The following is a 23,480-nucleotide window of genomic DNA, read 5'->3' as shown; positions in this document are numbered from 1 at the left end:
ACCAATCGCTGATGTGAGGGGTTGCTCATTAACCCCCTTCAATTCCTAGATGGGTCTGCTATACTGGCCTCGACTTAACGCTGGGAATTACTGGTTGTGAAGATACGTCGCCTCATTCCCTCCCTTCCCTATTCAACAGAAGAATGGGCTGCTGAAGCCCGATTCCTTCATTGGCTAACCCTCTTTTGGTTAGGCATTGGCCTTGTCGTTCTATTCTCAGCGTCCTACCATGCGGGGGCGATTGAATCTGGGGATGGTCTCTACTATTCCAAACGCCAGCTATTAGGGGTGATTTTGGGACTGTTGGGTTTTTGTGCGGTGATCCACATTCCCTTATACAAACTCATGAAAGTTTCCGCGTTTGGATTCTTTCTGTTTTTGATGTTGATTTTTGCCACAAAAATTCCAGGGCTAGGGATCACGATTAATGGTGCAACCCGATGGATTGATATTGGCCCCTTTCCACTTCAGCCTTCCGAATTAATCAAACCTTTCCTGATTCTGCAGAGTGCCTATATTTTTAATCGCTGGTCTCGATTAACCCTGGGTGAGCGACTATGGTGGTTATTTCTATTTTCCCTCACCCTTTTGGGCATCTTGGTCCAGCCGAATCTAAGCACCACGGCCTTGTGTGGTATGACCCTTTGGTTGATTGCTTTGGCAGCGGGGTTACGCTACCAGTCTCTTTTCTTAACGGCGTTGGCAGGGGTAGGTCTAGCAGCGATTAGTGTGTTGCGTAATCCCTATCAGCAAAGTCGGATCCTCTCATTCTTGAATCCTTGGGCCGACGCCCTTGGAGATGGCTTTCAGCTTCATCAGAGCTTGTTAGCAGTTGGCTCCGGGGGCATCCTGGGCGTTGGCTTTGGTGAGTCACAATTGAAGCTTTCCTATTTACCTATTCAGCATACAGATTTTATTTTTGCGGTTTTTGCCGAAGAATTTGGTTTGTTGGGGGGATTTTGTTTTTTATTGCTCCTGGGGACCTACAGCTTTTTAGCCTTACGGGTAGCCATGAAATCTACCCATGTCATTCAGCGTTTGGTGGCCATTGGGGCCATGATTTTCTTAGTCGGTCAGGCCTTGATAAATATCGGTGTGGTAATTGGTGTATTGCCAACGACAGGTCTTCCCCTCCCCATGTTTAGCTATGGGGGGAATTCTATGATCGCTAGCTTATTAATCGCAGGACTGTTGATCCGGGCTGCTCGAGAGAGCCAAAGTGCCGAGGTGGTTGCTATCCCCCATCATGAGGGCGAGTCCCCATCTTTGATCCGACTGGTTGGCGATCACTCTTCCGTGGCAACAGCTAGACATGGTTCTTCTGCCAATGCGCTATCTGGTCCTCAAACTTCTCTGCATCCTCGCGAAAATGAACACCTAAAGTTAGTCCGTAAACGGAAACCAACTTCTTTATGGCGCAGAATACTCGTTAAACTTCGCTCATCAAAGGGTGTAGCGTCTGCAACCGCTAGAAAAAATGATCCTAAAGCAGCACTGGCTGCTAAAAAACAACGACTAAAACAACGCCGAAAACACAGACTTCGTTAAGATCAATAGCGAACACCTGATTGTTAGTTGCGTCGAAGCAGCTTCTCCTTATGCTGGAAACGCTGGAAATTCAGCTTTATCACCTTGAACAATTTGCGAATTCAATTGTTTCGACCCAACTCTCTCATCTTTCTGCTTTGAGTGTTGGCATTATCTTTTTGGCAGGCCTATTAACCAGCCTTACCCCCTGTACTTTGTCGATGCTGCCGATAACGGTGGGCTATATCGGTGGCTATGAAACGGAGAACCGTTGGCAAGCCATGGCTCAATCCGTTTGGTTCTGTTTAGGCTTAGCCTCGACGCTGGCAGGCTTGGGAATTGGTGCAGCGCTACTGGGGCGGGTCTATGGGCAAATCGGTGTAGGGCTGGCTATTGTAGTCAGTCTAGTCGCCATTATCATGGGGCTCAATTTACTGGAAGCGTTACCGCTCCGATTACCGAGCTTTTCAGGGGTGGAACTGATCTCGGATCAGCTACCGAGAGGATTACGCTCTTTCCTGTTGGGGCTGACTTTTGGTCTTGTGGCTTCCCCCTGTAGTACCCCGGTGCTTGCAACATTACTAGCCTGGATCTCAAGTACTCAGGATCCTATTCTGGGCGGTGGTCTGTTATTGTCATACACGGCAGGCTATACTGCTCCCCTCATCATTGCAGGAACGTTTACGGCAGCGATCAAGCGGTTTCTCTCTATTCGTAAATGGTCTGCTTGGATTACTCCTACCAGTGGCGTTATTTTGGTTGCCTTTGGCGTATTTTCCTTGCTAAATCATGTATTGCCTAGCGTTTAATCCTGTCGATTTACAACTCCTTGACCCAATTCCATGACCTCTAACCTCGGCCAACCTCAAGCTTTCTTCAAAAAAACGTTAGTGCCTGTTTTGGCAGATTTGCGGTTGGCAATTGTATTGCTTCTTGCGATCGCACTGTTTAGCATCTCAGGCACCGTTATTGAGCAAGGCCAATCCCTAGAGTTTTATCAGGCCAACTATCCTGAAGAACCGGCATTGTTTGGTTTTTTGACTTGGAAAGTTTTGGTGACGATCGGGTTGGATCATGTATATGCCACCTGGTGGTTTTTGTCACTTCTGATATTGTTTGGTACCAGCTTGACGGCCTGTACCTTTATGCGGCAGCTTCCGGCTCTCAAAGCGGCTCGCAGTTGGCAGTTCTATAAGAAGCCTCGTCAGTTTGGGAAACTGGCCCTAAGTACCACCCTTGACCCGGATCAAAAGCCTTCGCTGCTAAAGGCGTTAGAAAAGAACCGTTACAAGGTTTTTGAAGAAGATCAGAGTATCTATGCCCGCAAAGGCATTACTGGGCGTATTGGTCCAATCATTGTTCACGCCAGCATGATCTTGATCCTACTCGGTTCCATATGGGGTTCCCTGACAGGATTTATGGCCCAAGAAATGATACCCAGTGGCACCACTGCCAAGGTTAGCAATATTGTTAAATCTGGCCCATGGTCCGGGGCACAAATTCCCAGAGATTGGGCGGTGCAGGTGAATCGTTTTTGGATTGATTACACTCCTGAAGGCCAAATTGACCAATTTTACTCAGACTTATCGATTGTCGATGAAGACAAGAATGAATTAGATCGGCAAACGATTCATGTGAATCAACCCCTTAAACATAAGGGCGTGACCCTCTACCAAGCAGACTGGTCCATTGCTGGAGTTCGGGTGCAGCTCAACAACAGCCCTGTTTTGCAGCTACCCATGGCCCCCTTAGAAGCAGCGGGTGGCAGAATCTGGGGAACCTGGGTGCCCACAAAACCGGATCTCAGTGCAGGGGTGACCTTGCTGACCACAGATTTGCAGGGCACAGTCGTGGTCTATGATGAGTCCGGCAAGCTCGTGTCAACCGTAAGAACGGGCATGTCGACGGATGTGAATGACATTAGCCTCAAATTAGTGGAACTGGTGGGCAGTACAGGGTTACAAATTAAGTCTGACCCTGGCATTCCCTGGATTTATGCTGGATTCGGACTGTTAATGATTGGTGTGATCATGAGTTATGTCTCTCATTCGCAAATCTGGCTATTAACGGCAGATGATCAACTGTATGTGGGTGGGCGCACGAACCGGGCTTTGTTGACCTTTGAGCGAGAACTGGTGGAAATGATTGAGAGCTCTGCATCAGATTCTGCGCTCTCCCCATCAACTAATCCCCAACCCCAGGAAGTTGCCTAGACCTAGAGCGTGCAGTCCACTCATTCATGGATCCGCCAGCGTACTTCAGAAATAATCTTGACGACAATGATGGATTGCGATTCATGTCCCAACCCCCAACGCCTAATTCTTCTCGGTCTTCCTTAAACCCGGAGCAGCTTAAGCAGCTGCGTGCCGAATTAAAGTCTCCCTATCGTGGGTTGAGACGATTCTTTTACATTGCGTTTGCCGGCTCGGCGTTTGTAGGGGCCGTGGTGTTTTTCTTTCAACTATTAGCAGGGAAAGATATCGCTACTACACTGCCAAACTTCGCATTGCAGGTTGGTGTGTTGTCTTTGATGTTGTGGCTGTTGTCACTTGAGGGATCTCGGAACCGTACCTAGACCATGCGTTGCTCAATGGCCCAGCGAGCGAGTTCTGTACGGTTGTTTAAGCCTGTTTTTCCGAGCATATTGCTGACGTGGCTTTCGACCGTGCGTTGACTAACGCTCAGGTCATCTGCGATCTCTCGGTTGGACATGCCTTTGGCAACAAGCTGAATGACTTTTGTCTCTGTTGGGGTTAAATCGACATCAAAGGGGACTTGAACCGATAGCTCTCCTTCTAAGGAGTTCGCTTGTTTCTGCATCATTCGAGAGGCTTGCTTTAGGGATGCTTCGATTTGCGCCACTAATTCATCGGGTTCAAAGGGCTTAATCATATATACATCAGCCCCGGTGTTGAGTCCGGTGACCCGGTCTTGAATTTGTCCCTTAGCTGACAAAAAGAGAACGGGGAGATAGCTGGTTTGAGGATTATCCCGAACACGTTTGACAAACGCATAGCCGTCCATCTCTGGCATCATCACATCACAGATGATTAGATTAGGAATACTCTTCTCTAGAACACGCAGGGCTTCCCGACCATTCTTGGCCGTTGTCACCTCATACCCACGTAATTCTAGGTAATCCTTCACTAATAAAATCAGATTCGGATCATCATCAATGAGTAGCAGTTGATTTTGATCAGCTGTGATAACGTCTTGCATACTCTAGAAGCCACCCGTGTCTTTATGCTTAGCGTTACCCAGAAATCTTGTCACCGTAGTTAAAGTTGCCGAGTACCGCTAATGTATACCGTATTATTACTTAATCTTTCCCAAATTGAATGATAATTCAACTTCCTTCTGCTGAAATTTACGTTTCTCTTAAGATGGGTGAGTCCAGAACAGGTATGGGAGCCTCTTGAAGATCGTTAGGTAGACGATCTAGTTCCTCCCAGACTTGCTGAAGTAGTGTGTCTAGACCCTGTTGAGCTACGGCAGAGATTAAATATACTGGGCTTCCGCTCATTTGCTCTAAGCAGGCTTGTTTTTCCAGCAGTTGCTCTGAATCCATGGCATCTATTTTGTTCAACACCAATAATTGGGGTCGATTTTGTAGGCCTTGGCCGTAGGCGGATAGCTCTTTTTGAATGGTCTGGTAGTCTTGCTCTGGATCCTCTGCGGTGGCATCCACTAGATGAACCAGTAGACGGGTGCGCTCAACATGCCTTAGGAAGTCATGGCCTAAACCGACTCCCTCATGGGCTCCTTCGATCAGCCCAGGAATATCAGCGAAGACGGTGCCATCTCCTGTGGCTCTCGGGACGACACCCAGGTTGGGAATGAGCGTTGTGAAAGGATAGTCGGCAATTTTGGGGCGAGCTGCGGATAAGACGGAGATCAGGGTTGATTTACCCGCATTAGGCAACCCAATAATGCCAACCTCCGCTAATAGCTTCAATTCCAAATGCAGTCGAAACTCCTCTCCAGGTAGTCCGGGTAGCGCATGTTCTGGGGCTCGATTGCGGTTGCTCAGAAAATGTTTGTTTCCTAGTCCCCCTTTACCGCCCTGAGCAACGGTTAGGGTTTGCCCATTTGTGGTTAAATCCCCTAACAACGTCATGGAGTCTGCATCATAAATAACCGTGCCGCAGGGAACTTCAATCAAGCGATCTTGTCCCGATGCCCCGGTTAAATTTTTTGGGCCACCCCGTTTGCCATCTTCAGCCACGAATTGATGTTTGTATTTGAAATCCAGCAGGGTTTGGAGTTGGGTTGAAGCCTGGAGAATAACCGAGCCACCTCGACCCCCATTTCCCCCTGCAGGCCCCCCCGCAGGCACGTATTTCTCCCGTCGGAAGGCTACCATCCCGTCTCCTCCGTCTCCGGCTTTGACGAATATTTCGGTTTGGTCGATGAAGCGCATAATAGTAATGTCTGGGAAAAATATCGAAGGAACAGCTATTCTGTCACTCCTCTGGTTCATCGCCAAAGCGGAGCGCTGCTTGAGCAATTCTAGAGGGGAGAGCTAATCTACAGCTTAACTGAGTGTTGTTGATTCTTGATCCCATTGCTCAGTCATGCCAATGACGTCTTGATAGGCTGTTTCCAATTGACTGAGTAACGGGAGACTTGGAGATGTGCTTTTTTGCTTGATGAGGGTTTCGATTTCGGCTGCGATCGCAAACATGGCTACGGCACCTACATGAGCACTAGCTCCTTTGATGTGATGGGCCTCTCGTGTGGCAATATCGAAGTTCTGGTCTGAGATGGCGGCTTTCAAGTTGGCCAAATGTTGCTGAGTGTCATCCACAAACAAATGCAACAGCTCTTGTTCGAAGTTTCGATCACCGTCGGAGTATTCATGAAGAAGGGTCCGATCAATGCTGATGGGAGTGATAGATGGCCATGAGTTCATGGATGTCCTTAAAACCCCATAGTCCCAACGTATACCTGCTAATTGTCTGATCTTGTGGCAGGGGCGACCTGTTTTCGAAATGTTTTGTAAGTGAGTTTAGAAATCTTACGGATCAGCTCCTGGGCACGGGGATCATTGTGAGGTCTTTGCACTAATATAGCGGCAACGTAGTGCTGGCCATTGGGCATGTCAATGAGGCCGATATCCCCGACAACAGAGCCAATATCACCCGTTTTATGGGCAATGTCTGCATCTTTTTCTATTCCCTGGGGGAGAAGGGTATTGGTCACGGTTTGACGCAAAATATCTAATGCTTGCTCGCGGCTGGTAGACGAGAGTAAATCTTCATCCTTGAGTTTGAGCATTAAGGCTGCCATATCTTGGGGGCTAATGGTATTGGTGCCTTCTAAGTCTGGTAAGGGATTACGGATGGTCGTGTGTTTGAGACCCCAGGATTTAAACCGCTGATTGAGTTTTTCTGCACCCCCGAGGCGATCAATCAACATATTGGTGGCAGTGTTATCGCTGATTGCAATCATATACTCTGCTGTGTCTAGGGCAGAAAACGTTGTGCCCACTGGTTCGTACTGCATAGAGCCAGCTTCAGATGCCACTAGATCTGGGCGCATCACTAAGGGCTCATCTAGATCAATGATGCCTGCATCAACGTCTTCAAAAAATGCAAGTAAGACAGGAATTTTAATCGTGCTGGCGGCTGAAATACTTTTCGCCCCATTGATATCTAAATATTCGCCAGTGCTGGGATTCAGGAAAAACATCGCAGGCTTAAGCTCTGATTGAGCTGCAGACCATGCCTGGATCTGTCGCTTGATCGTCGTTAGCTCTTGCCCCTCACGAACCAACCGCTGCATCCGTGGCTCTTGGGACCAGCGAAAAATTAGAGACTGAGGTCCTTCAGGCTGGGTGTCAAAGGTTTTCGGTTGAACCGACTGCTCAGAATTGTTTGGTGTTTCAGCGTTTAGAGGAGCGGGGGCTAGGGCAGAGGATACAGCAGGAGACCGAGAAACTGATGAGTTAGGTTTGGGATCAAGGACCGTTAGAACGGTGCCAGCAATCGCAGCAACCCCAGATCCAACAATGGCTAAACGAGTGAGATATACAAACCATCCCCAGGAGCTGGGACGTTTCCTCGGACGGGTGGATCGGATAGGTGCTTTTGGAACAGACGAATTTCTCTTGGTCGATTTTCGAGAAATACCAGAGGATCTTTTGGGCTGTGGAGAAGAAGAGGGGCGAAAACGATTGGATGGGGCGCGATGCTGAGTTTGCTGCACAAGCTGTTTGCGCATTGCTCGGCGCGTTTGATGTATCCTCCGGCGCTGCTGCCATAACTGGCGCTGCTGTCGTGAAGTCAAAGATTGCCTGGAGTGTTGAAGCACCACCCTCTCCTGAATCAACAAATTTAGCTATGGACGTGATGGAGCAAAATGAGCTGAGGACTTGAAGCTGTATCCACTCTGGATCGGCAAGCCTCAAAGTTTTATTCAATCTTTAATGCATTGCCGACAGTAAAAGATTATGAGTATTTTAATCAATTTGCCTGAGTTTTCCAGTGTACCTGACGAATCATCCCTCTTAACATAGCTAATTCCTGGGTTGACAGCTGACTGCGATTAAAGAGCTGCCGTAGTTTCTGCATCCTTGCGGTTGCTGTATGAGGATGTAGATAGCCGATGTCCAATAAAGCTACTTCTAGGGCTTGATAGAACGCTTCCATTTGTTGAAAGGGGGCCAATTCTACTTGGAGATGATCAGACTCTGCAATTCTAGGCTCAGTGGGCCGGTTGTCAAGGCCCATCAGTAGGCATTGACGCAACTCGTAACAGCAAATTGTGACGGCCTGAGCGAGATTCAAGGCTGCATAGTCAGAGCTTGTCGGGATTTGAAGGAAAGCTTGGGCGTGGTAAAGCTCTTCATTGCTGAGCCCTCGATCCTCGGGGCCAAAGATCAAGGCGGCTTCACCTTCTAGTATCCAGGGCAAGATTTGTTTAGGGGCTTGAGTTACCACCTGTAACCGCCGTTGTCGAGCGGTGGTAGCCACCACTCGCTGACATCCCACGAGTGCTTCCGATAACGTTTGAACCGTTTTAGCCTGGTATAGGACGTCAACGGCGTGAACCGACATCTGTTTGGCTTCTGGGCCTAAAGGATTACAGTGGGGTTTAACGAGCACTAACTGCCCTAATCCCATGTTTTTCATCACTCGGGCGATGCTCCCCACATTGAGGGGGCCAGCCGGTTCGACTAAAACAATTTTGATCGAAGCTAACCGTGGTTCGCTCATGGGTAACTTAACTCAGGTGGATGTCTTGGAGATTTGATCGCAAACAATACCATGCCGACTATTACATATTCGGATTTTGCAAATTGTTAGTGGGGCGTTCGACCATCACCAGATTGACATCATCAGTGAGAAGATATTAAAAATTTTACAGAATAAAATTATGGTGTTGCTTGGCAACATAACCAGATATCAAACAAAATGGAACCTGAAACTCTATAGGACTTAGGATGCTGGTGTATCTATCAGCTTTAGCCTTTTACCTGAAAGATAGAGATTGAAAAATGCTGGCAATGTCGGCAGCATCCAGATTGACATAGATCCAAAAGAGATGTGTGGGAAGCAAGGAAAAGAACTCGAATTTTTTAGAGTTCCTGCTATGATGTCGCGTGTAACTAGGTGTGGGCCGAGAAGGAGCGAAATATAGTAATGCAAAGTGCAGTCGATTTAGGTGGTCGTCCCATTCACTTCATTGGTGTTGGTGGTATCGGCATGTCTGCACTAGCCCATATCCTCCTCAAACGACAATTGCCTATTTCGGGCTCAGATGCTCGCGCTAACCATATCACCCAAAAATTAGAATCCCAGGGTGCCCAGATCTTCTCCCGGCAAGAGGCGACTAACATCAAGCAGCTTTGCCAGGGGTCTTCTGCTCCCCCTCAAGTGATTTGTTCAACGGCCATTCATGAGGACAATCCTGAGTACCAGGCCGCTGTTCAAGCAGGATGCCCTATCTTTCACCGTTCTGATGTGCTGGCAGCGCTCATGCAAGAGTTCCCGCAAAGCATTGCAATTGCTGGAACCCATGGTAAAACAACCACGAGTAGTTTGGTGGGCTATTTATTGTTGCAAGCGAGTTTAGATCCCACCATCATTGTGGGCGGAGAAGTTGCTGCATGGGGTGGGAATGCCCGCACGGGTGAAAGCCCCTATCTAGTCGCTGAGGCTGATGAATCTGATGGGTCCCTCGTAAAGTTTTTCCCTCACATTGGTGTTATTACAAATATTGAACTTGATCACCCTGATCACTACACCTCACTGGATCAAGTGGTGAGCATCTTTCAAGAGTTTGTCGATCATTGCCATACTTTGATTGTCTCGGTAGACTGCCCCACCATCGCTGATCGTTTTCTCGCATTGGCTACCGATCAGTCCATGATTACTTACAGTTTGAGTAGTAAAGTATCGGCAGATTATACGGTTCAAAATATTGACTATTCAGGCCAAGGAACAATCGTAGAGGTCCTAGAACGTGGAGAGAGCTTAGGACAGTTAGAGCTTCCTCTGCTGGGAGAACATAATCTTAGTAATGCCCTAGCTGCCGTTGCAGTTGGCCGTTACGTCGGTTTAGAATTCCCTGCCATTGCTAAAGCATTACGGACTTTCTCAGGAGCGAAGCGTCGTTTCGAAATTTATGGAGAAGCTCAAGGGATTTGTTTGATCGACGATTATGCACATCATCCTAGTGAAATCCAAGTGACCTTGGCATCAGCGAAGCTCCAAGCTCAAGCAGCAGCTGCAACCTATTCTCAATCACGAGTGGTGGCCGTCTTCCAACCCCATCGCTACAGCCGCGCAGCCACCTTCTTTCAAGAGTTTAGCCAATCTTTTCAAGATGCCGATTTAGTGGTTGTGACTGATATCTATAGTGCTGGAGAAGCAAATCCAGGCACCATTAATGGTAAAAAGTTGGCAGATGCAATTGCCGCTAACCATTCTGTCGTGACGTTTCAACCGACTTTGACCAATGTTATCGATTTTTTGCAAGGACATTTGCAATCGGGTGATGTAGTCCTATTCTTGGGAGCAGGAGATTTGAACCGCATCATTCCAGATTTGCTTACCCATTTTCAGGTCTCATCAAAACCTTCTCCTGAGGTTGTTTTGAAATGACTCAGTCTTTACCCTCCATCTTTATTGACAATGGCAACTGCGAAATTCAGCCTTATGTGAGTTTGGCCGATATGACGACATTCCGCGTAGGGGGAGCAGCGGAGTGGTTTATCGCTCCCCATAATCTAAAAGAATTACAAGCTAGCTATGCTTGGGCTAATGAGCAAGCTCTGCCCATCACCTTTTTGGGGGCAGGTTCAAACTTGCTCATTAGTGACCAGGGATTACCAGGTTTAGTCATCTCAACGCGGTACTTGCGGCAAAGAACGTTCGATCCTGAAACTTGTCAAGTTACAGCCTATGCTGGGGAATCGTTACCTAAACTAGCTTGGCAAGCTGCTAAACGGGGCTGGTCGGGTTTGGAATGGGCCGTCGGTATTCCTGGAACGGTAGGCGGAGCATTAGTGATGAATGCTGGAGCGCACGGTGGATGTACGGCAGATGTGTTAACTGAGGTTCATGCCCTAGACAAAGATGGAACGGTTCAGGTATTGAAGCCTGAACACATGGCCTTTCAGTATCGGTCATCTATCTTACAGCAATCTCCCAAGCCTGTTTTGCTGGGAGTGTTCCAGCTTCATGCCAATCAATCGGCTGAACAGGTCAAAGCGACAACTCAGTCCCACTTAGACCATCGCCTCAGCACGCAACCCTATGATTGGCCAAGTTGTGGCAGCGTGTTTCGCAATCCGCTGCCGCGAACGGCAGGTTGGCTAATTGAGCAATCAGGCTTGAAAGGATACTCACTAGGAGGGGCGCAAGTTGCTCAAAAGCACGCTAACTTTATCCTTAATTCTGGTAACGCCACGGCGACTGACATCTTCAATCTGATTCATTATGTTCAGCAAAAAGTTGAGGAAAATTGGTCATTGCTGCTCAAACCAGAGGTAAAAATGTTGGGTAAATTTCCACAAATCACATAGAAAGTAGATTCCCTTTACGCCTCTTAGGGTAGACTCTCAGTATCATAGTAAACAGTTCGATTTGAGGTTCCTTAGAGGAGCTCATCTAGAGCAAAGCAAAGATTCAAGCACATTAACAAACCATAAAGACTATGCCAAAAGAGCAAGGACAAGGCTTTGGCTTCGGCCTCGGCAAAATGAAAGAATTAGCTGCAGCTATTCAGAAAGCACAACAAGTGCAAGAAGGCGCAAAGCAATTACAAGAAGATCTTGAACAAATGGAGATCGAGGGTGCAGCTGGTGGCGGCTTAGTTAAGGTGGTCATGAGCGGTAACCAAGAACCTATTCGTGCTGAAATTACCCAAGAAGCAGTCGATAAAGGTCTAGATGCATTGTCTGAACTGGTTGCTGAAGCAATGAAAGATGCATATCAAAAATCCACCGATACCATGCGTGAGCGAATGGAAGACTTGACAGGCGATCTTAATTTGCCAGGTTTAGGTGGTTAAGTTGACACAAGGCCTTAAAGATCTATATAGTTAGGATTTGGAAGAATTCAAAATCCTAACTTAACTTACCATCGCCCATCTATGCCCACAATTCAGCAGCTCATCCGCAGCGAGCGTTACAACACAAAGAAAAAGACAAAGTCGCCGGCTTTAAAAAGCTGTCCTCAACGCCGTGGTGTTTGTACTCGCGTTTATACCACGACCCCTAAAAAGCCCAACTCTGCTTTGCGGAAAGTCGCCCGAGTTCGTTTAACCTCTGGTTTTGAGGTTACTGCTTATATCCCTGGCATTGGCCATAATTTGCAAGAGCATTCCGTTGTTATGATTCGGGGTGGTCGTGTTAAAGATTTGCCGGGTGTTCGCTACCATATTATCCGCGGTACTTTAGATACTGCTGGAGTTAAAGATAGACGCCAAGGCCGTTCAAAATATGGGGCGAAGCGTCCTAAAGATTAGTGGCTACCTGTTGCTCTTGGCTTGAGATAGAGTGAAGTTCCCTGACGATGGCTTATGTTTTGGGAACATGCAGACCTTAATCCTATTCCTCTCATCAGTGCGAGTATTAGGCTAGATGGTTTTGGTTGTCGTAGTCTAAAAAATACATTCCTCGAAATATCGAGGATTTATTAAGCCCTTAATTTTTACTATCTTGTGTAGGATTTCTCATGTCTCGTCGTATTCGTGCCCAAAAGCGCCCTGTTCCCCCCGATCCGGTTTACAATAGCCGCCTCATTAGTATGACTATTCGGCGCTTGATGGCGAGTGGGAAAAAATCTTTGGCATCCCGTATCCTTTACGATGCGTTGAAAATCATCGAAGAACGGACTAATCAGGACCCACTAGAGGTGTTTGAAACGGCAGTTCGCAATGTGACGCCATTGGTAGAAGTGAAAGCACGCCGAGTCGGTGGTGCTACCTATCAAGTCCCGATGGAAGTCCGATCTGATCGCGGTATTGCCCTGGCGTTACGATGGATTATTCGCTTTTCGCGCCAGCGTCCTGGGCGGTCTATGGTGAGTAAATTGGCTAATGAACTCATCGATGCAGCGAACGAAACAGGTGCAGCGATTCGTAAGCGTGAAGAGACCCATCGTATGGCAGAAGCTAATAAAGCGTTTGCCCATTATCGGTACTAAGCTTTGTGAAGTTTATCTGAGAAAAGTTATAGAATCATTACAGCAAGAATGTTGTATACCCTTATGCGAATGACTTGCTAGGGCGAAGGAGGTAGCTGTGGCACGTTCTGTCCCGCTAAAAAAAGTGCGCAATATTGGCATTGCGGCCCATATTGATGCGGGAAAAACGACGACAACTGAGCGTATTTTGTTCTACTCCGGTGTGGTACACAAAGTCGGAGAAGTTCATGATGGCAATACAGTTACTGATTGGATGGATCAGGAGCGGGAACGTGGCATTACTATTACTGCTGCAGCCATTTCCACAACCTGGCAAGATCACCAAGTCAATATTATTGATACGCCTGGGCATGTAGATTTCACGATCGAAGTGGAACGCTCAATGCGTGTTTTGGATGGTGTGATTGCGGTTTTCTGCTCTGTAGGAGGGGTGCAACCTCAGTCAGAAACAGTTTGGCGTCAGGCAGACCGTTATCAAGTTCCCCGGATTGTCTTCGTCAACAAGATGGATCGAACGGGCGCGAATTTTTTCAGAGTCTATGATCAAATTCGTGATCGTCTCAAAGCTAATGCTGTTGCTGTTCAACTTCCAATCGGTAGTGAAGATAAGTTCCAGGGCATTGTTGACTTAGTGAATATGAAAGCCTTCATCTACACCAATGATCAGGGCACAGATATTCAAGAGACGGAAATTCCTGAGTCCATTCAAGAACAGGCCCAAGAGTATCGAACGCTGCTAGTTGAGGCAGTGGCTGAAGCAGATGATGCCTTAATGGAGAAGTATCTCGAAGGCGAATCTTTATCAGAGACAGAAATTAAATCGGCATTGCGTCGTGGCACTATTGCAGGCACTATCGTGCCCATGCTTTGCGGCTCTGCTTTCAAGAATAAAGGTGTTCAACTCTTATTAGATGCCGTTATCGACTACATGCCAGCACCGATTGATGTTCCTGCGATTCAAGGAACTCTACTGGATGGTACTGAAGCTGAGCGACCGGCTGATGATGAAGAACCTTTGGCTGCCCTTGCATTTAAAGTGATGTCTGATCCCTATGGGCGGCTCACCTTTATTCGAGTGTATTCAGGTGTTCTCACCAAAGGTAGTTATATTCTCAATCCGACTAAAAACAAGAAAGAGCGCGTTTCCAGGTTGATCATCATGAAAGCCGATGATCGAATTGAGGTTGATGAGTTGCGGGCAGGCGATTTAGGCGCTGCTCTAGGTCTTAAGGATACTTTTACGGGGGAAACTCTGTGTAATCCAGCTCAGCCTATTGTCCTGGAGTCTCTTTTTATCCCAGAACCTGTGATCTCTGTGGCAGTAGAGCCCAAAACAAAGCAGGATATGGATAAGCTTTCTAAAGCATTGCAATCTTTATCTCAAGAAGATCCCACCTTTCGCGTCAGTGTAGATCCGGAAACCAATCAGACGGTAATTGCGGGTATGGGTGAGCTACATTTAGAGATTTTGATTGATCGGATGCTGCGAGAATTCAAGGTAGAAGCTAACATCGGAGCTCCCCAAGTTGCGTATCGAGAAACGATACGCAAAGCAGTGACTGCAGAAGGCAAGTTTGTGCGGCAAAGCGGTGGGAAAGGCCAGTATGGTCATGTGGTTGTTGAGATCGAACCTGCCGAAGAAGGTACTGGTTTCGAATTTATCTCAAAAATTGTCGGGGGTTCTGTCCCTAAAGAGTTTATTGGTCCGGCTGAGCAAGGGATGAAAGAAGCTTGCGAATCTGGTATCTTAGCTGGTTATCCCCTCATTGATGTCAGAGCGACATTAGTGGATGGGTCTTACCATGATGTTGATTCTTCTGAAATGGCCTTTAAAATCGCGGGCTCAATGGCAATTAAAGAGGGGGTTATGCAAGCCTCACCTGCTCTGCTAGAGCCCATGATGAAAGTTGAGGTAGAAGTACCAGAAGACTTCCTAGGCCCTGTAATGGGTGACCTCATTTCTCGAAGAGGCCAAATCGAAGGTCAAGAAGTGGCCCAAGGGCTCGCCAAAGTGACGACCAAAGTCCCACTGGCGACCATGTTTGGCTATGCCACAGATATCCGGTCTATGACTCAGGGTCGAGGTATCTTTACAATGGAGTTTGGCAACTACGAGGACGTTCCTCGTAATGTGGCTGAACCCATTATCGAAAAAAACAAAGGGAACGCATAATTCATCGAAAAGGAATAGTTGATACATGGCACGCGCAAAATTTGAACGAACAAAACCCCACGTCAACATTGGCACCATTGGTCACGTTGATCATGGTAAAACCACTTTGACAGCAGCAATTACCATGTCTCTCGCTGCCCTTGGCCAAGCTAAAGCCAGGAAGTACGATGACATTGATGCGGCCCCAGAAGAGCGGGAAAGAGGCATTACCATCAATACAGCTCACGTTGAGTATGAGACGCAAGACCGTCACTATGCCCACGTGGACTGTCCTGGGCACGCTGACTATGTCAAGAACATGATTACTGGGGCTGCCCAGATGGACGGGGCAGTATTAGTTGTCTCTGCTGCTGATGGACCCATGCCCCAAACTCGTGAACATATTCTTTTGGCTAAGCAAGTTGGGGTTCCCAACATTGTGGTCTTTATGAATAAGCAAGACCAGGTAGATGATGAAGAGTTGCTGGAGTTGGTTGAGCTAGAAGTTCGAGAACTCTTAAACGACTATGATTTCCCAGGTGATGATATTCCCATCGTTTCAGGCTCTGCTCTAATGGCGTTGGAAGCGCTCAACGGTGCTGACTCCATGAAAAAAGGGGATAACGAATGGGTGGATAAGATTTATAAGTTGATGGAAGAAGTGGATGCCTATATTCCTACTCCTGAAAGAGATGTTGATAAGCCTTTCTTAATGGCTGTTGAAGATGTTTTCTCTATCACAGGTCGTGGAACTGTTGCGACTGGCCGGATCGAGCGAGGCAAGGTTGTCGTTGGTGAGACCGTTGAGTTAGTTGGGATTAGAGATACACGCAGCACTACGGTGACTGGTGTTGAAATGTTCCAAAAAACCCTTGACGAAGGAATGGCTGGTGATAACGTTGGCTTGCTCTTGCGAGGTGTTCAGAAAGAAGACATTGAGCGCGGCATGGTATTGGCTAAGCCGGGTTCCATTACCCCTCATACTCAATTTGAGTCTGAAGTCTATATCCTTAAGAAGGATGAGGGAGGGCGTCACACACCGTTTTTCCCTGGCTACCGCCCTCAGTTCTATGTGAGAACAACAGATGTAACGGGTACAATCAGTGCTTTTACAGCAGATGATGGCAGTGCTGCTGAAATGGTTATGCCTGGTGATCGCATTAAAATGACGGTTGAATTAATCAACCCCATTGCGATTGAGCAAGGGATGCGATTTGCGATTCGTGAAGGTGGACGGACTGTTGGAGCTGGTGTTGTCTCCAAAATCCTTAAATAGTCTGCTAAGCAGCCTTTAAGGATGAGCTGAATGCGGGCGCTATCGCCATACCTTCAGCTCATCCTTAAGGACTGAATTCCAACAGCACTGCTATAAAGCTTTGCTGATTTCAGAACCTTGACAACTTAACAATTGATCTAAGATATGACCACTCTCCAGCAACAAAAAATTCGCATTCGCCTGAAAGCTTTTGATCACCGTTTGCTTGATACATCCTGTGACAAAATCGTTGAAACTGCTAAGCGGACGAATGCTTCCCCTGTTGGACCTATTCCTTTACCGACTCGACGACGTATTTATTGTGTTCTACGATCTCCACATGTAGACAAAGACTCCCGTGAGCACTTCGAAACACGCACCCACCGTCGTATTGTTGATATTTATCAGCCTTCCCCCAAGACAATTGATGCGTTGATGAAGCTTGACCTACCTGCTGGTGTTGATATTGAAGTTAAGCTTTAGTAATCGCTACAGTTGATAGGCGCTTGTCTGAGTTGTTTGTGAATTCTTCGGGAGACATGGGCTAGAGTGAATAAGAGTACTCCCTATCCCACCTCTTCCGTTGCCAATGGCTATTCCCTCTTCAATTGCTGTACGTGAGCTACCGCTATTCCCGCTACCTGATGTAGTCTTGTTTCCAGGGCGACCACTTCCGTTGCATATTTTTGAATATCGCTATCGGATAATGATGAACACTATCTTGGAAGAAGATCGGCAATTTGGTGTTTTGATGTGGGATCCGAACAAGGGTGAGGCGGCTGTTGTAGGTTGTTGTGCTGAAATCACAAAACATGAAAGGCTGCCTGATGATCGAATCATGATTTTAACACTGGGGCGGCAGCGGTTTAAGGTACTCCACTACGTTCGTGAAAAACCTTACCGTGTTGGGCTAGTAGAGTGGATTGAAGACCAACCTTTGCCTGTGGATCATGACCTACAAGCGTTGACTACAGACGTTACTCAGTTGTTGCAAGATGTTGTTCGACTCTCTGCAAAGCTAACGGAGCAAGACATTAACCTTCCAGATGATATTCCTAGCCTACCTGTGGATCTTTCCTACTGGGTTGCGAGTAATTTCTATGGTGCAGCTTTAGAGCAACAATCTTTATTGGAAATGCAGGATACACAAGCTCGGCTAGAACGCGAAGCTGAGATTTTGACGTCTACCCGCAACCATCTGGCCGCGCGTACAGTTTTAAAAGATACACTAGAGCCCTAAAAACATCTGGCTTGACACCATTTAATTGCCCAAAAGCACAAATGCGCCCGAACTATAGATAAATCGGGCGCATTTGTGCTTTTTATAAGGTTTTAGCTACTGAATTCTCAGTAATTCAACATCAAAAACTAGGGTGGCATTGGGAGGAATGACACCACCGGCGCCTCTTGAGCCATAACCCAAATCAGGGGGAATGACTAGCTCTCGGCGACCACCTACTTTCATGGTGCCAACACCTTCGTCCCAACCTTTGATAACTCGTCCCTTACCAATGGGGAATGAGAATGGCTGTCCGCGGTCTCGAGAGCTATCGAATTTACTCCCATCGGTTAAGGTGCCAGTATAGTGAACGACGACCATTTGGCCTAGCATAGGTTGCTCACCTGTGCCTTCTACTAAGTCGCGATATTGCAAGCCAGATGCAGTGGTGGTGTAATCGGAATCTTCAGTGTCAGTTGAATGCATGTCAGATGTGGGAGTTTGGGCAACAGAAATAGCAGCAACGGTTGTCAGGTTATCTGTTTGTAAGGGTTCTGCGGATACTTCGGGTGTACCGTTCGTGATTTGGGCAATGACCAAAACGGCGCTACAAACAAGGAGAATCCCGAAACTGATTAAGATATTACGCAAGGTATTCCTCCGATCGTTTTAGGATGGTGATGCTTTGAAGGGTTGGTTTTGATTGAGGAGGCTATCGCCAAAGCTTATTTTCTAAGTCTCGCACTTGTCGCTCCAGTCGATCAATCCTACCGCGTAATTCGTCCACTTCGGCTTGTCTGGCTAAGCCTAAATCTTGCATCATGTTGCGAACCTGTCGCTCCATCTGAGCTTCCCAGTCTCCTGGGTCTGAGCGCATTTGTTGTAAAAGATCATCTACAAAAGCTTTGGCTTGTTCGGGATTGAGCCTTCCCTCATTGACCCACTGATCACTGACTTCCCTTAGTTTATCCGCGACAAAGGAGGTGGTTCCGACCCCAATCATCAACATTTGCTTGAGGAAATTGTTGTTGTCCATGAAAACCTCGGGTTTGGGAATGAAGGTGTGAAAATTACGGTGGTTGTTGAACTTCAGCATAGCGAAGTTAAAGGTCTTCTCGAAAGTAGGGATAGTACGGTGGCTATTGACCTAGAGCTTGGCCTAACGTACGTAATGGAGACCTGAATCAGGAAAAACTTAATCAGGTTAAACTGCCAGCAGACTTTACTGCAAGCTTCAGAATATACGTGAAATATATTGTTCAAGATCGTATTCGACCGAAAATCTCTACGGCTAAATGGCGAGGGTTTGGTATCGTTTTTCTCTCGGGCTTAGGGATGGGTATTATTCCCGCCCCCGTGGGGGCTTGGTGGTTCGCATGGATTGCTTTGGTCCCCCTGTGGATGTACGTTAACCGTGCTCAGGGGCGGGTTTGGCTGGCGATGCGGCTAGGTTTCGCGTGGGGACTAGGGTATCAGGGGGCTGCAGTGTCGTGGGTAACGGGCTTGCATCCGTTGACATGGATGGGGCTGTCTTGGTGGGCAAGTCTGACGATTGCGTTGGCTTGCTGGATGTTTGTAACGGTTTATGGGGCGTTGATTGCTGCTTTATGGTCTGGGTGGATGGCCTGGATAGGGGCAAAAATCCCTGTTTACCACCGAATTTTGGTGGGAACAACGGCTTGGATGGTCTTGGAGTGGCTCTGGACTCAATCGCCCTTGTGGTGGACGCCGATTTCTTATACTCAAAGCCCGGCGAATCTGATCATCCTGCATTTGGGGCGGATATCCGGCCCGACCGTTATTGTGGCTGCATTAGTCATGGTTAATGGCTGTTTAGCAGAAAGCTGGATAGCCCTTCGTGATCGGTGGCGGTATCGCAGTGTTGCGATCGCACTTTTTATCGGTTTACATCTATTAGGCTTGAGCCTGTACCTGCAGCCATTGCAGATGGAGCAGGACACCGCCCTTAACATCGGCATTATTCAAGGTAATATCCCAACGCGGATCAAATTATTTAAGCAAGGTCTTGAACTGGGGCGTCAGAATTATGAGGCGGGCTATCGGCAGTTGGCCGATCAAGGCGTTGATGCAGTACTCACACCAGAAGGGGCGTTTCCCTTTCTATGGCGAGACCAGCCCCCCTTAGTTAAGGCCATTCAAGATAAACAGGTGGTGGCCTGGCTTGGGAGTTTTATGCCCGAAGACCATCGCATCACTCAGAGTTTAATTACCGTTTTGGCCGATGGCAGCATCTTTAGCCGCTATAACAAAATTAAGCTGGTGCCCCTAGGTGAATATATTCCCTTTGAATCCATTTTGGGTAGGTTAATCGGTCGGTTGACCCCCGTGAGTACCCAGATGAATTTAGGGAAGCCTGATCAACAATTCTTGACCCCTTGGGGACCTGCGATCGCAGGGATTTGTTTTGATTCCGCCTTTCCGCAACTGTTTCAAAAGCAAGCCGCTCAAGGCGGAGAGTTTGTTCTGACGGCCTCCAATAACGATCCTTACAATGCTCGGATGATGGCTCAGCACCATGCCCATGACGTCATGAGAGCGATAGAAACCGATCGGTGGACCGTTCGTTCGACGAACACTGGTTACTCTGGTGTGATTAACCCCCATGGCCAAACCTTGTGGCGCTCACAGCCTCTGGTGTTTGCTACCCATGCTGCCACCATTTACCGCCGTCAAACTCAGACTTTATATGTACAGTGGGGAAATTGGTTCTTACCTAGCTTGGTGGCACTCAGTATGATTGCGGGCTTTCCCTCTTTCATCAACACCAGTAAGTAAGCTAAGTTAGATAAAACTGGCTTTTCAACTGAGGTATGGCAGCATCATTTGCCATTTCCCTAGGGTACGCTCTCTATCTTGAACACAACTCGATTTAATAGTATCTCCTCCCATCACGATTCAAAGTCAATGAGTAGTAGTCTTGTTCGTCAATCGACGCCAGAAGAGCTAGAACTCCAGCAGAAGCAGTCAGAGCTAATGGATTTGGAAGCTCAGTTAGCGCAACGGGAGCTGGAGCTGGCTACGTTTCAGGCTGAACTCCACTCGTTTGAATATCGCTACATGCAGGTTGTGGGCATCCGTCAAGAGGAATTAGAGCGGATTAATGCCCAAATTTCAAAATACTTAACTTTGATGGCCTCTAACCACAACTTTCGGCCCTCTGCCCGTCTAAAACAGCTCTATCGAGAAGTGGCTAAACGGATTCATCCTGACCTAGCGACGGACCCTGAAGAGCGCGCCCGCCGCGAGCAACTGATGGCCTTAGTGAATCGAGCTTATGAATCGGGGGATGAAGATCGGCTTCGGGCAATTTTGCATGATTGGGAAAGTAGCCCAGACTCGGTTCAAGGGGAAGGGATAACGGCGGATTTAATCCGGACGATTCGCCAAATAGCTCAAAGTCGACAGCGGTTGCAGTTGATTGAAGATAAATTGCAGCAGCTGTCCCAATCAGATTTGCATCAACTGCGGATCAAGGCCGTGAAGCTAGAACAACTAGGGCAGGATCTCTTGTTAGAAATGTCTCATCGCTTTGATCAAGAAATCCTGATGGCACAGCAACAGTTGACTGAGCTTAAGGAAAAAATGGGATAGAGATTATGGTGGAGGGGCCCCATGAACAGTCCCAGCAGGGTAAGTTCAATCTTCCATCTCTTCATGTTCGTGTTGACGATCAGATGTCCTCGTTGATTAAACGTGGGTTACATCTGGCGAATGAAATTGAAGACGATCTGGTCAATTCTGTCTCTGAATCCGAAGGTCAAAACAAACCACCACAGAATGAACAGGAGCCGGTTACTGCAGGCTATCAAAATCCTAAACAACCTGAATCTCCGTTCCCACCGGACCCTTTAGAGGGGTTGACTCTGGTTCAACCGACCGTTACGAGTCAACCTACTCTCAATCCAGAAGAGACGGATGAAACCTCTTGGGCGATGGTTTGGCTGCGGCGAGGGCTGCATAAGTATGAGCAAGCAGATTATGTTGGGGCAAAGGATAATTTTAAGCAAGCGATTCAAAAGCAGCCCACTTTAGCTGCAGCCCACAACGGCTTGGGCAGTGTTTTGTATCAATTTCGAAATTTTGTCGAAGCGGTTGTTGTGTATAACCAAGCTTTGGACTATGCTCCTGAGAATGCTGAACTCTATTGCAATCTGGCGAGCGCTCTGTATCGCATTCAAAATTATGATGAGGCTGCCCTAGCTTACCAAAAAGCGATTCACTATAACGCTTACTTGCATGCTGCCTATTATGGGTTGGGGCTAGCCCAGTTTCAAATTGGGTTTCAAGAAGAAGCAATGACAGCTTTTGAGCAAGCCACCCAACTAAATATTCAGCATGCTGAGAGCTTTCTAGGCTTGGCTGTAACCCATTTTGAATTTGGGGAGTACCCAGAGGCCAGTATTGCCTTAGAGCAGGCAATGCAGTTAAACCCTGTCTATATCGAAGCCTATTTTAGGCTGCAGAAGTTTGTGGATGTATTAGGGGATAGCTCTCACTGAAGCTGAGAGAGATTCCTTGGGATGGCAACAGCTAAGAGTCGCCACATGGAGTGCCTGAGGACTGCAGCGCTGGCTTACCGAAAGTTGGGATACCAAAACATCCCTTTAATCCCTTCTGGGTCAGGCATAAAGCCTAAATCTCGGTAAAAGTTGACGACATGGGGGTCAGCAAAAAGAGTGATATTGCTAATATCCTCGCGCCGTAACTCCTTGATGATCTGTTTCATCAAGGCTTTGCCCAGACCTTGGCCTTGAAAGTCAGGATGAACGACGACATCCCAAATGGTGGCGTTAAACGTGTGATCGGAGGTGGCCCGAGAGAACCCAATAAGGCGATTGTAGCTGCCCCGTTGTTCCCACATGGAGACCACAATAAAGCTATGTTTGAGGGCCTTTTTGACTTTGCGAATGGGGCGACGGGACCAGCCCACAGCGTCGCAAAGTTCTTCTAGTTCATACAGATCAATTTCACGATCTTTACTAAAAGTAATTTTAGATTGGGCCGATTTGGAGCCTCGCCCGTTGCTGGAAATTGACAGAGCTGTCCCGATCGAGCCATTTGCAGGGGCTAAGGTCTGCGCAGACGCCCCGTTTGAGCTACCAAATAAGCTTTTCCAAAAACCCATGCAGGAGTGTTTTAAGTGCTAAGTGTAACGAATGGCCTAAATTCTTTTTACAAAAGGCCACTTAAGTTAGTATAAGCCAGGTCACCGTCGGCATGGGATTTCATGGTGGAATTACTCCTTTTTCTGAGGACAGTGAGGAGTCGTAATATTACTACACATTCATTCAATCGGGGGATTTGAGTCGTCTATCCTGCTGGCCCTGTATATGCAAGGGTTAGAGGCGATACTTAAAAAAGTCTAAAAATTTATCAGCCTGAGATAAATTAAGCGAAGCCTGAGTTGTGTGAGGGTAATTACATTTGCTAATGTGAATCCTTGTAAAGATGAAATACGCTTAATCCACTTATATTGAATAAGATTTACTTATCAAAAGGTTCAAAACCTCCAAAGTTAAACTTATGCAATCTCTGGTAAATTGAGTTTTAGCCAATTCCAGAGTATTTCTGTTGGAAATATCTTTCTCCAGTATTCCTCTCAAGGCGGCCATCTTAAGGAAAGCTATGATTCGCTTGCCGTTGAAGAGTTGG

24 protein-coding genes are annotated in these 23,480 nt (G+C 47.3%); 16 read left to right on the top strand and 8 right to left on the bottom strand.

Going from position 1 to position 23,480, the window contains the following annotated elements:
- Window positions 1-96: 96 nt before the first annotated feature.
- From AM1_RS08090 to AM1_RS08075, 4 genes are all read left to right on the top strand, one after another.
- Window positions 97-1,548, top strand: a complete 1,452-nt coding sequence (locus tag AM1_RS08090; protein WP_012162339.1) for an FtsW/RodA/SpoVE family cell cycle protein — start codon at window positions 97-99, stop codon at window positions 1,546-1,548.
- Between the two features lie 50 nt (window positions 1,549-1,598).
- Window positions 1,599-2,336 carry a cytochrome c biogenesis protein CcdA gene (locus AM1_RS08085; protein ID WP_012162338.1) on the top strand — a complete coding sequence of 246 codons (738 nt, stop codon included), beginning with the start codon at window positions 1,599-1,601 and terminating at the stop codon, window positions 2,334-2,336.
- Between the two features lie 33 nt (window positions 2,337-2,369).
- Window positions 2,370-3,740 carry a cytochrome c biogenesis protein gene (locus AM1_RS08080; RefSeq protein WP_012162337.1) on the top strand — a complete coding sequence of 457 codons (1,371 nt, stop codon included), beginning with the start codon at window positions 2,370-2,372 and terminating at the stop codon, window positions 3,738-3,740.
- Window positions 3,741-3,823: 83 nt separating this feature from the next.
- Entirely contained in the window at window positions 3,824-4,102 is a 279-nt protein-coding gene (locus AM1_RS08075; protein ID WP_012162336.1) for a DUF3493 domain-containing protein, read from the top strand.
- On the opposite strand, the gene AM1_RS08070 is transcribed toward AM1_RS08075, so the two are convergent.
- The 5 genes from AM1_RS08070 to AM1_RS08050 all read right to left on the bottom strand — a co-directional run bounded on the left by AM1_RS08070 (window position 4,099) and on the right by AM1_RS08050 (window position 8,744).
- Complete coding sequence (locus AM1_RS08070) at window positions 4,099-4,746, bottom strand: response regulator transcription factor (protein ID WP_010467986.1); 648 nt, start codon at window positions 4,744-4,746, stop codon at window positions 4,099-4,101. The two genes, AM1_RS08075 and AM1_RS08070, sit on opposite strands and share 4 nt — an antisense overlap.
- Before the next feature lie 148 nt (window positions 4,747-4,894).
- A complete protein-coding gene (gene obgE, locus AM1_RS08065) occupies window positions 4,895-5,947 on the bottom strand; it encodes a GTPase ObgE (protein ID WP_012162335.1) in 1,053 nt (350 codons plus the stop codon).
- A 114-nt stretch (window positions 5,948-6,061) separates the two neighbouring features.
- Window positions 6,062-6,439, bottom strand: a complete 378-nt coding sequence (locus tag AM1_RS08060) for an Hpt domain-containing protein (protein ID WP_012162334.1) — start codon at window positions 6,437-6,439, stop codon at window positions 6,062-6,064.
- Window positions 6,440-6,477: 38 nt separating this feature from the next.
- On the bottom strand, window positions 6,478-7,839 hold the full coding sequence (locus AM1_RS43115) for a serine hydrolase (protein WP_238549191.1): 1,362 nt from the start codon (window positions 7,837-7,839) through the stop codon (window positions 6,478-6,480).
- A gap of 152 nt (window positions 7,840-7,991) precedes the next feature.
- A complete protein-coding gene (locus tag AM1_RS08050; RefSeq protein WP_012162330.1) occupies window positions 7,992-8,744 on the bottom strand; it encodes an RNA methyltransferase in 753 nt (250 codons plus the stop codon).
- A gap of 426 nt (window positions 8,745-9,170) precedes the next feature.
- Between AM1_RS08050 and murC the strand changes: the two genes are divergently transcribed.
- The 9 genes from murC (at window position 9,171) to AM1_RS08005 (ending at window position 17,828) form a co-directional block, all read left to right on the top strand.
- Entirely contained in the window at window positions 9,171-10,634 is a 1,464-nt protein-coding gene (murC, locus tag AM1_RS08045; RefSeq protein WP_012162329.1) for a UDP-N-acetylmuramate--L-alanine ligase, read from the top strand.
- Window positions 10,631-11,557, top strand: coding sequence for a UDP-N-acetylmuramate dehydrogenase (gene murB / locus AM1_RS08040; protein WP_012162328.1), 927 nt, complete (start codon window positions 10,631-10,633; stop codon window positions 11,555-11,557). Before murC ends, murB begins: the two co-directional genes overlap by 4 nt.
- 131 nt (window positions 11,558-11,688) lie before the next feature.
- Entirely contained in the window at window positions 11,689-12,045 is a 357-nt protein-coding gene (locus tag AM1_RS08035; protein WP_010467975.1) for a YbaB/EbfC family nucleoid-associated protein, read from the top strand.
- Window positions 12,046-12,126: 81 nt separating this feature from the next.
- On the top strand, window positions 12,127-12,501 hold the full coding sequence (gene rpsL / locus AM1_RS08030) for a 30S ribosomal protein S12 (RefSeq protein WP_012162327.1): 375 nt from the start codon (window positions 12,127-12,129) through the stop codon (window positions 12,499-12,501).
- A 209-nt stretch (window positions 12,502-12,710) separates the two neighbouring features.
- Complete coding sequence (gene rpsG / locus AM1_RS08025; protein ID WP_012162326.1) at window positions 12,711-13,181, top strand: 30S ribosomal protein S7; 471 nt, start codon at window positions 12,711-12,713, stop codon at window positions 13,179-13,181.
- Between the two features lie 97 nt (window positions 13,182-13,278).
- Window positions 13,279-15,354: an elongation factor G gene (gene fusA, locus AM1_RS08020; protein ID WP_012162325.1), complete on the top strand. Its 2,076-nt coding sequence runs from the start codon at window positions 13,279-13,281 to the stop codon at window positions 15,352-15,354.
- 25 nt (window positions 15,355-15,379) lie between these two features.
- Window positions 15,380-16,609, top strand: a complete 1,230-nt coding sequence (gene tuf, locus AM1_RS08015) for an elongation factor Tu (RefSeq protein WP_012162324.1) — start codon at window positions 15,380-15,382, stop codon at window positions 16,607-16,609.
- Between the two features lie 144 nt (window positions 16,610-16,753).
- Window positions 16,754-17,071: a 30S ribosomal protein S10 gene (rpsJ, locus tag AM1_RS08010; protein ID WP_010467965.1), complete on the top strand. Its 318-nt coding sequence runs from the start codon at window positions 16,754-16,756 to the stop codon at window positions 17,069-17,071.
- A gap of 106 nt (window positions 17,072-17,177) precedes the next feature.
- Window positions 17,178-17,828, top strand: a complete 651-nt coding sequence (locus tag AM1_RS08005) for an LON peptidase substrate-binding domain-containing protein (protein WP_012162323.1) — start codon at window positions 17,178-17,180, stop codon at window positions 17,826-17,828.
- A 96-nt stretch (window positions 17,829-17,924) separates the two neighbouring features.
- Here AM1_RS08005 and AM1_RS08000 read toward each other — a convergent pair whose 3' ends face one another.
- Both AM1_RS08000 and AM1_RS07995 read right to left on the bottom strand, forming a co-directional pair.
- Complete coding sequence (locus tag AM1_RS08000; RefSeq protein ID WP_012162322.1) at window positions 17,925-18,458, bottom strand: FKBP-type peptidyl-prolyl cis-trans isomerase; 534 nt, start codon at window positions 18,456-18,458, stop codon at window positions 17,925-17,927.
- A gap of 61 nt (window positions 18,459-18,519) precedes the next feature.
- Window positions 18,520-18,843, bottom strand: coding sequence for a phasin family protein (locus AM1_RS07995; protein WP_012162321.1), 324 nt, complete (start codon window positions 18,841-18,843; stop codon window positions 18,520-18,522).
- Window positions 18,844-19,142: 299 nt separating this feature from the next.
- On the opposite strand from AM1_RS07995, the gene lnt reads away from it, so the two are divergent.
- The 3 genes from lnt (at window position 19,143) to AM1_RS07980 (ending at window position 22,327) form a co-directional block, all read left to right on the top strand.
- A complete protein-coding gene (gene lnt, locus AM1_RS07990) occupies window positions 19,143-20,603 on the top strand; it encodes an apolipoprotein N-acyltransferase (protein WP_012162320.1) in 1,461 nt (486 codons plus the stop codon).
- 129 nt (window positions 20,604-20,732) lie between these two features.
- Window positions 20,733-21,419 carry a J domain-containing protein gene (locus AM1_RS07985; protein ID WP_012162319.1) on the top strand — a complete coding sequence of 229 codons (687 nt, stop codon included), beginning with the start codon at window positions 20,733-20,735 and terminating at the stop codon, window positions 21,417-21,419.
- Between the two features lie 5 nt (window positions 21,420-21,424).
- Window positions 21,425-22,327: a tetratricopeptide repeat protein gene (locus tag AM1_RS07980; protein WP_063710516.1), complete on the top strand. Its 903-nt coding sequence runs from the start codon at window positions 21,425-21,427 to the stop codon at window positions 22,325-22,327.
- Window positions 22,328-22,401: 74 nt separating this feature from the next.
- Here the strand turns inward: AM1_RS07980 and AM1_RS07975 are convergent, their stop codons facing one another.
- Entirely contained in the window at window positions 22,402-22,953 is a 552-nt protein-coding gene (locus AM1_RS07975) for a GNAT family N-acetyltransferase (RefSeq protein WP_012162317.1), read from the bottom strand.
- Between the last annotated feature and the right edge of the window lie 527 nt (window positions 22,954-23,480).

The organism is Acaryochloris marina MBIC11017, from assembly GCF_000018105.1.
Classification (GTDB): domain Bacteria; phylum Cyanobacteriota; class Cyanobacteriia; order Thermosynechococcales; family Thermosynechococcaceae; genus Acaryochloris; species Acaryochloris marina.
This window is presented reverse-complemented; position numbering and strand designations above follow the sequence as displayed.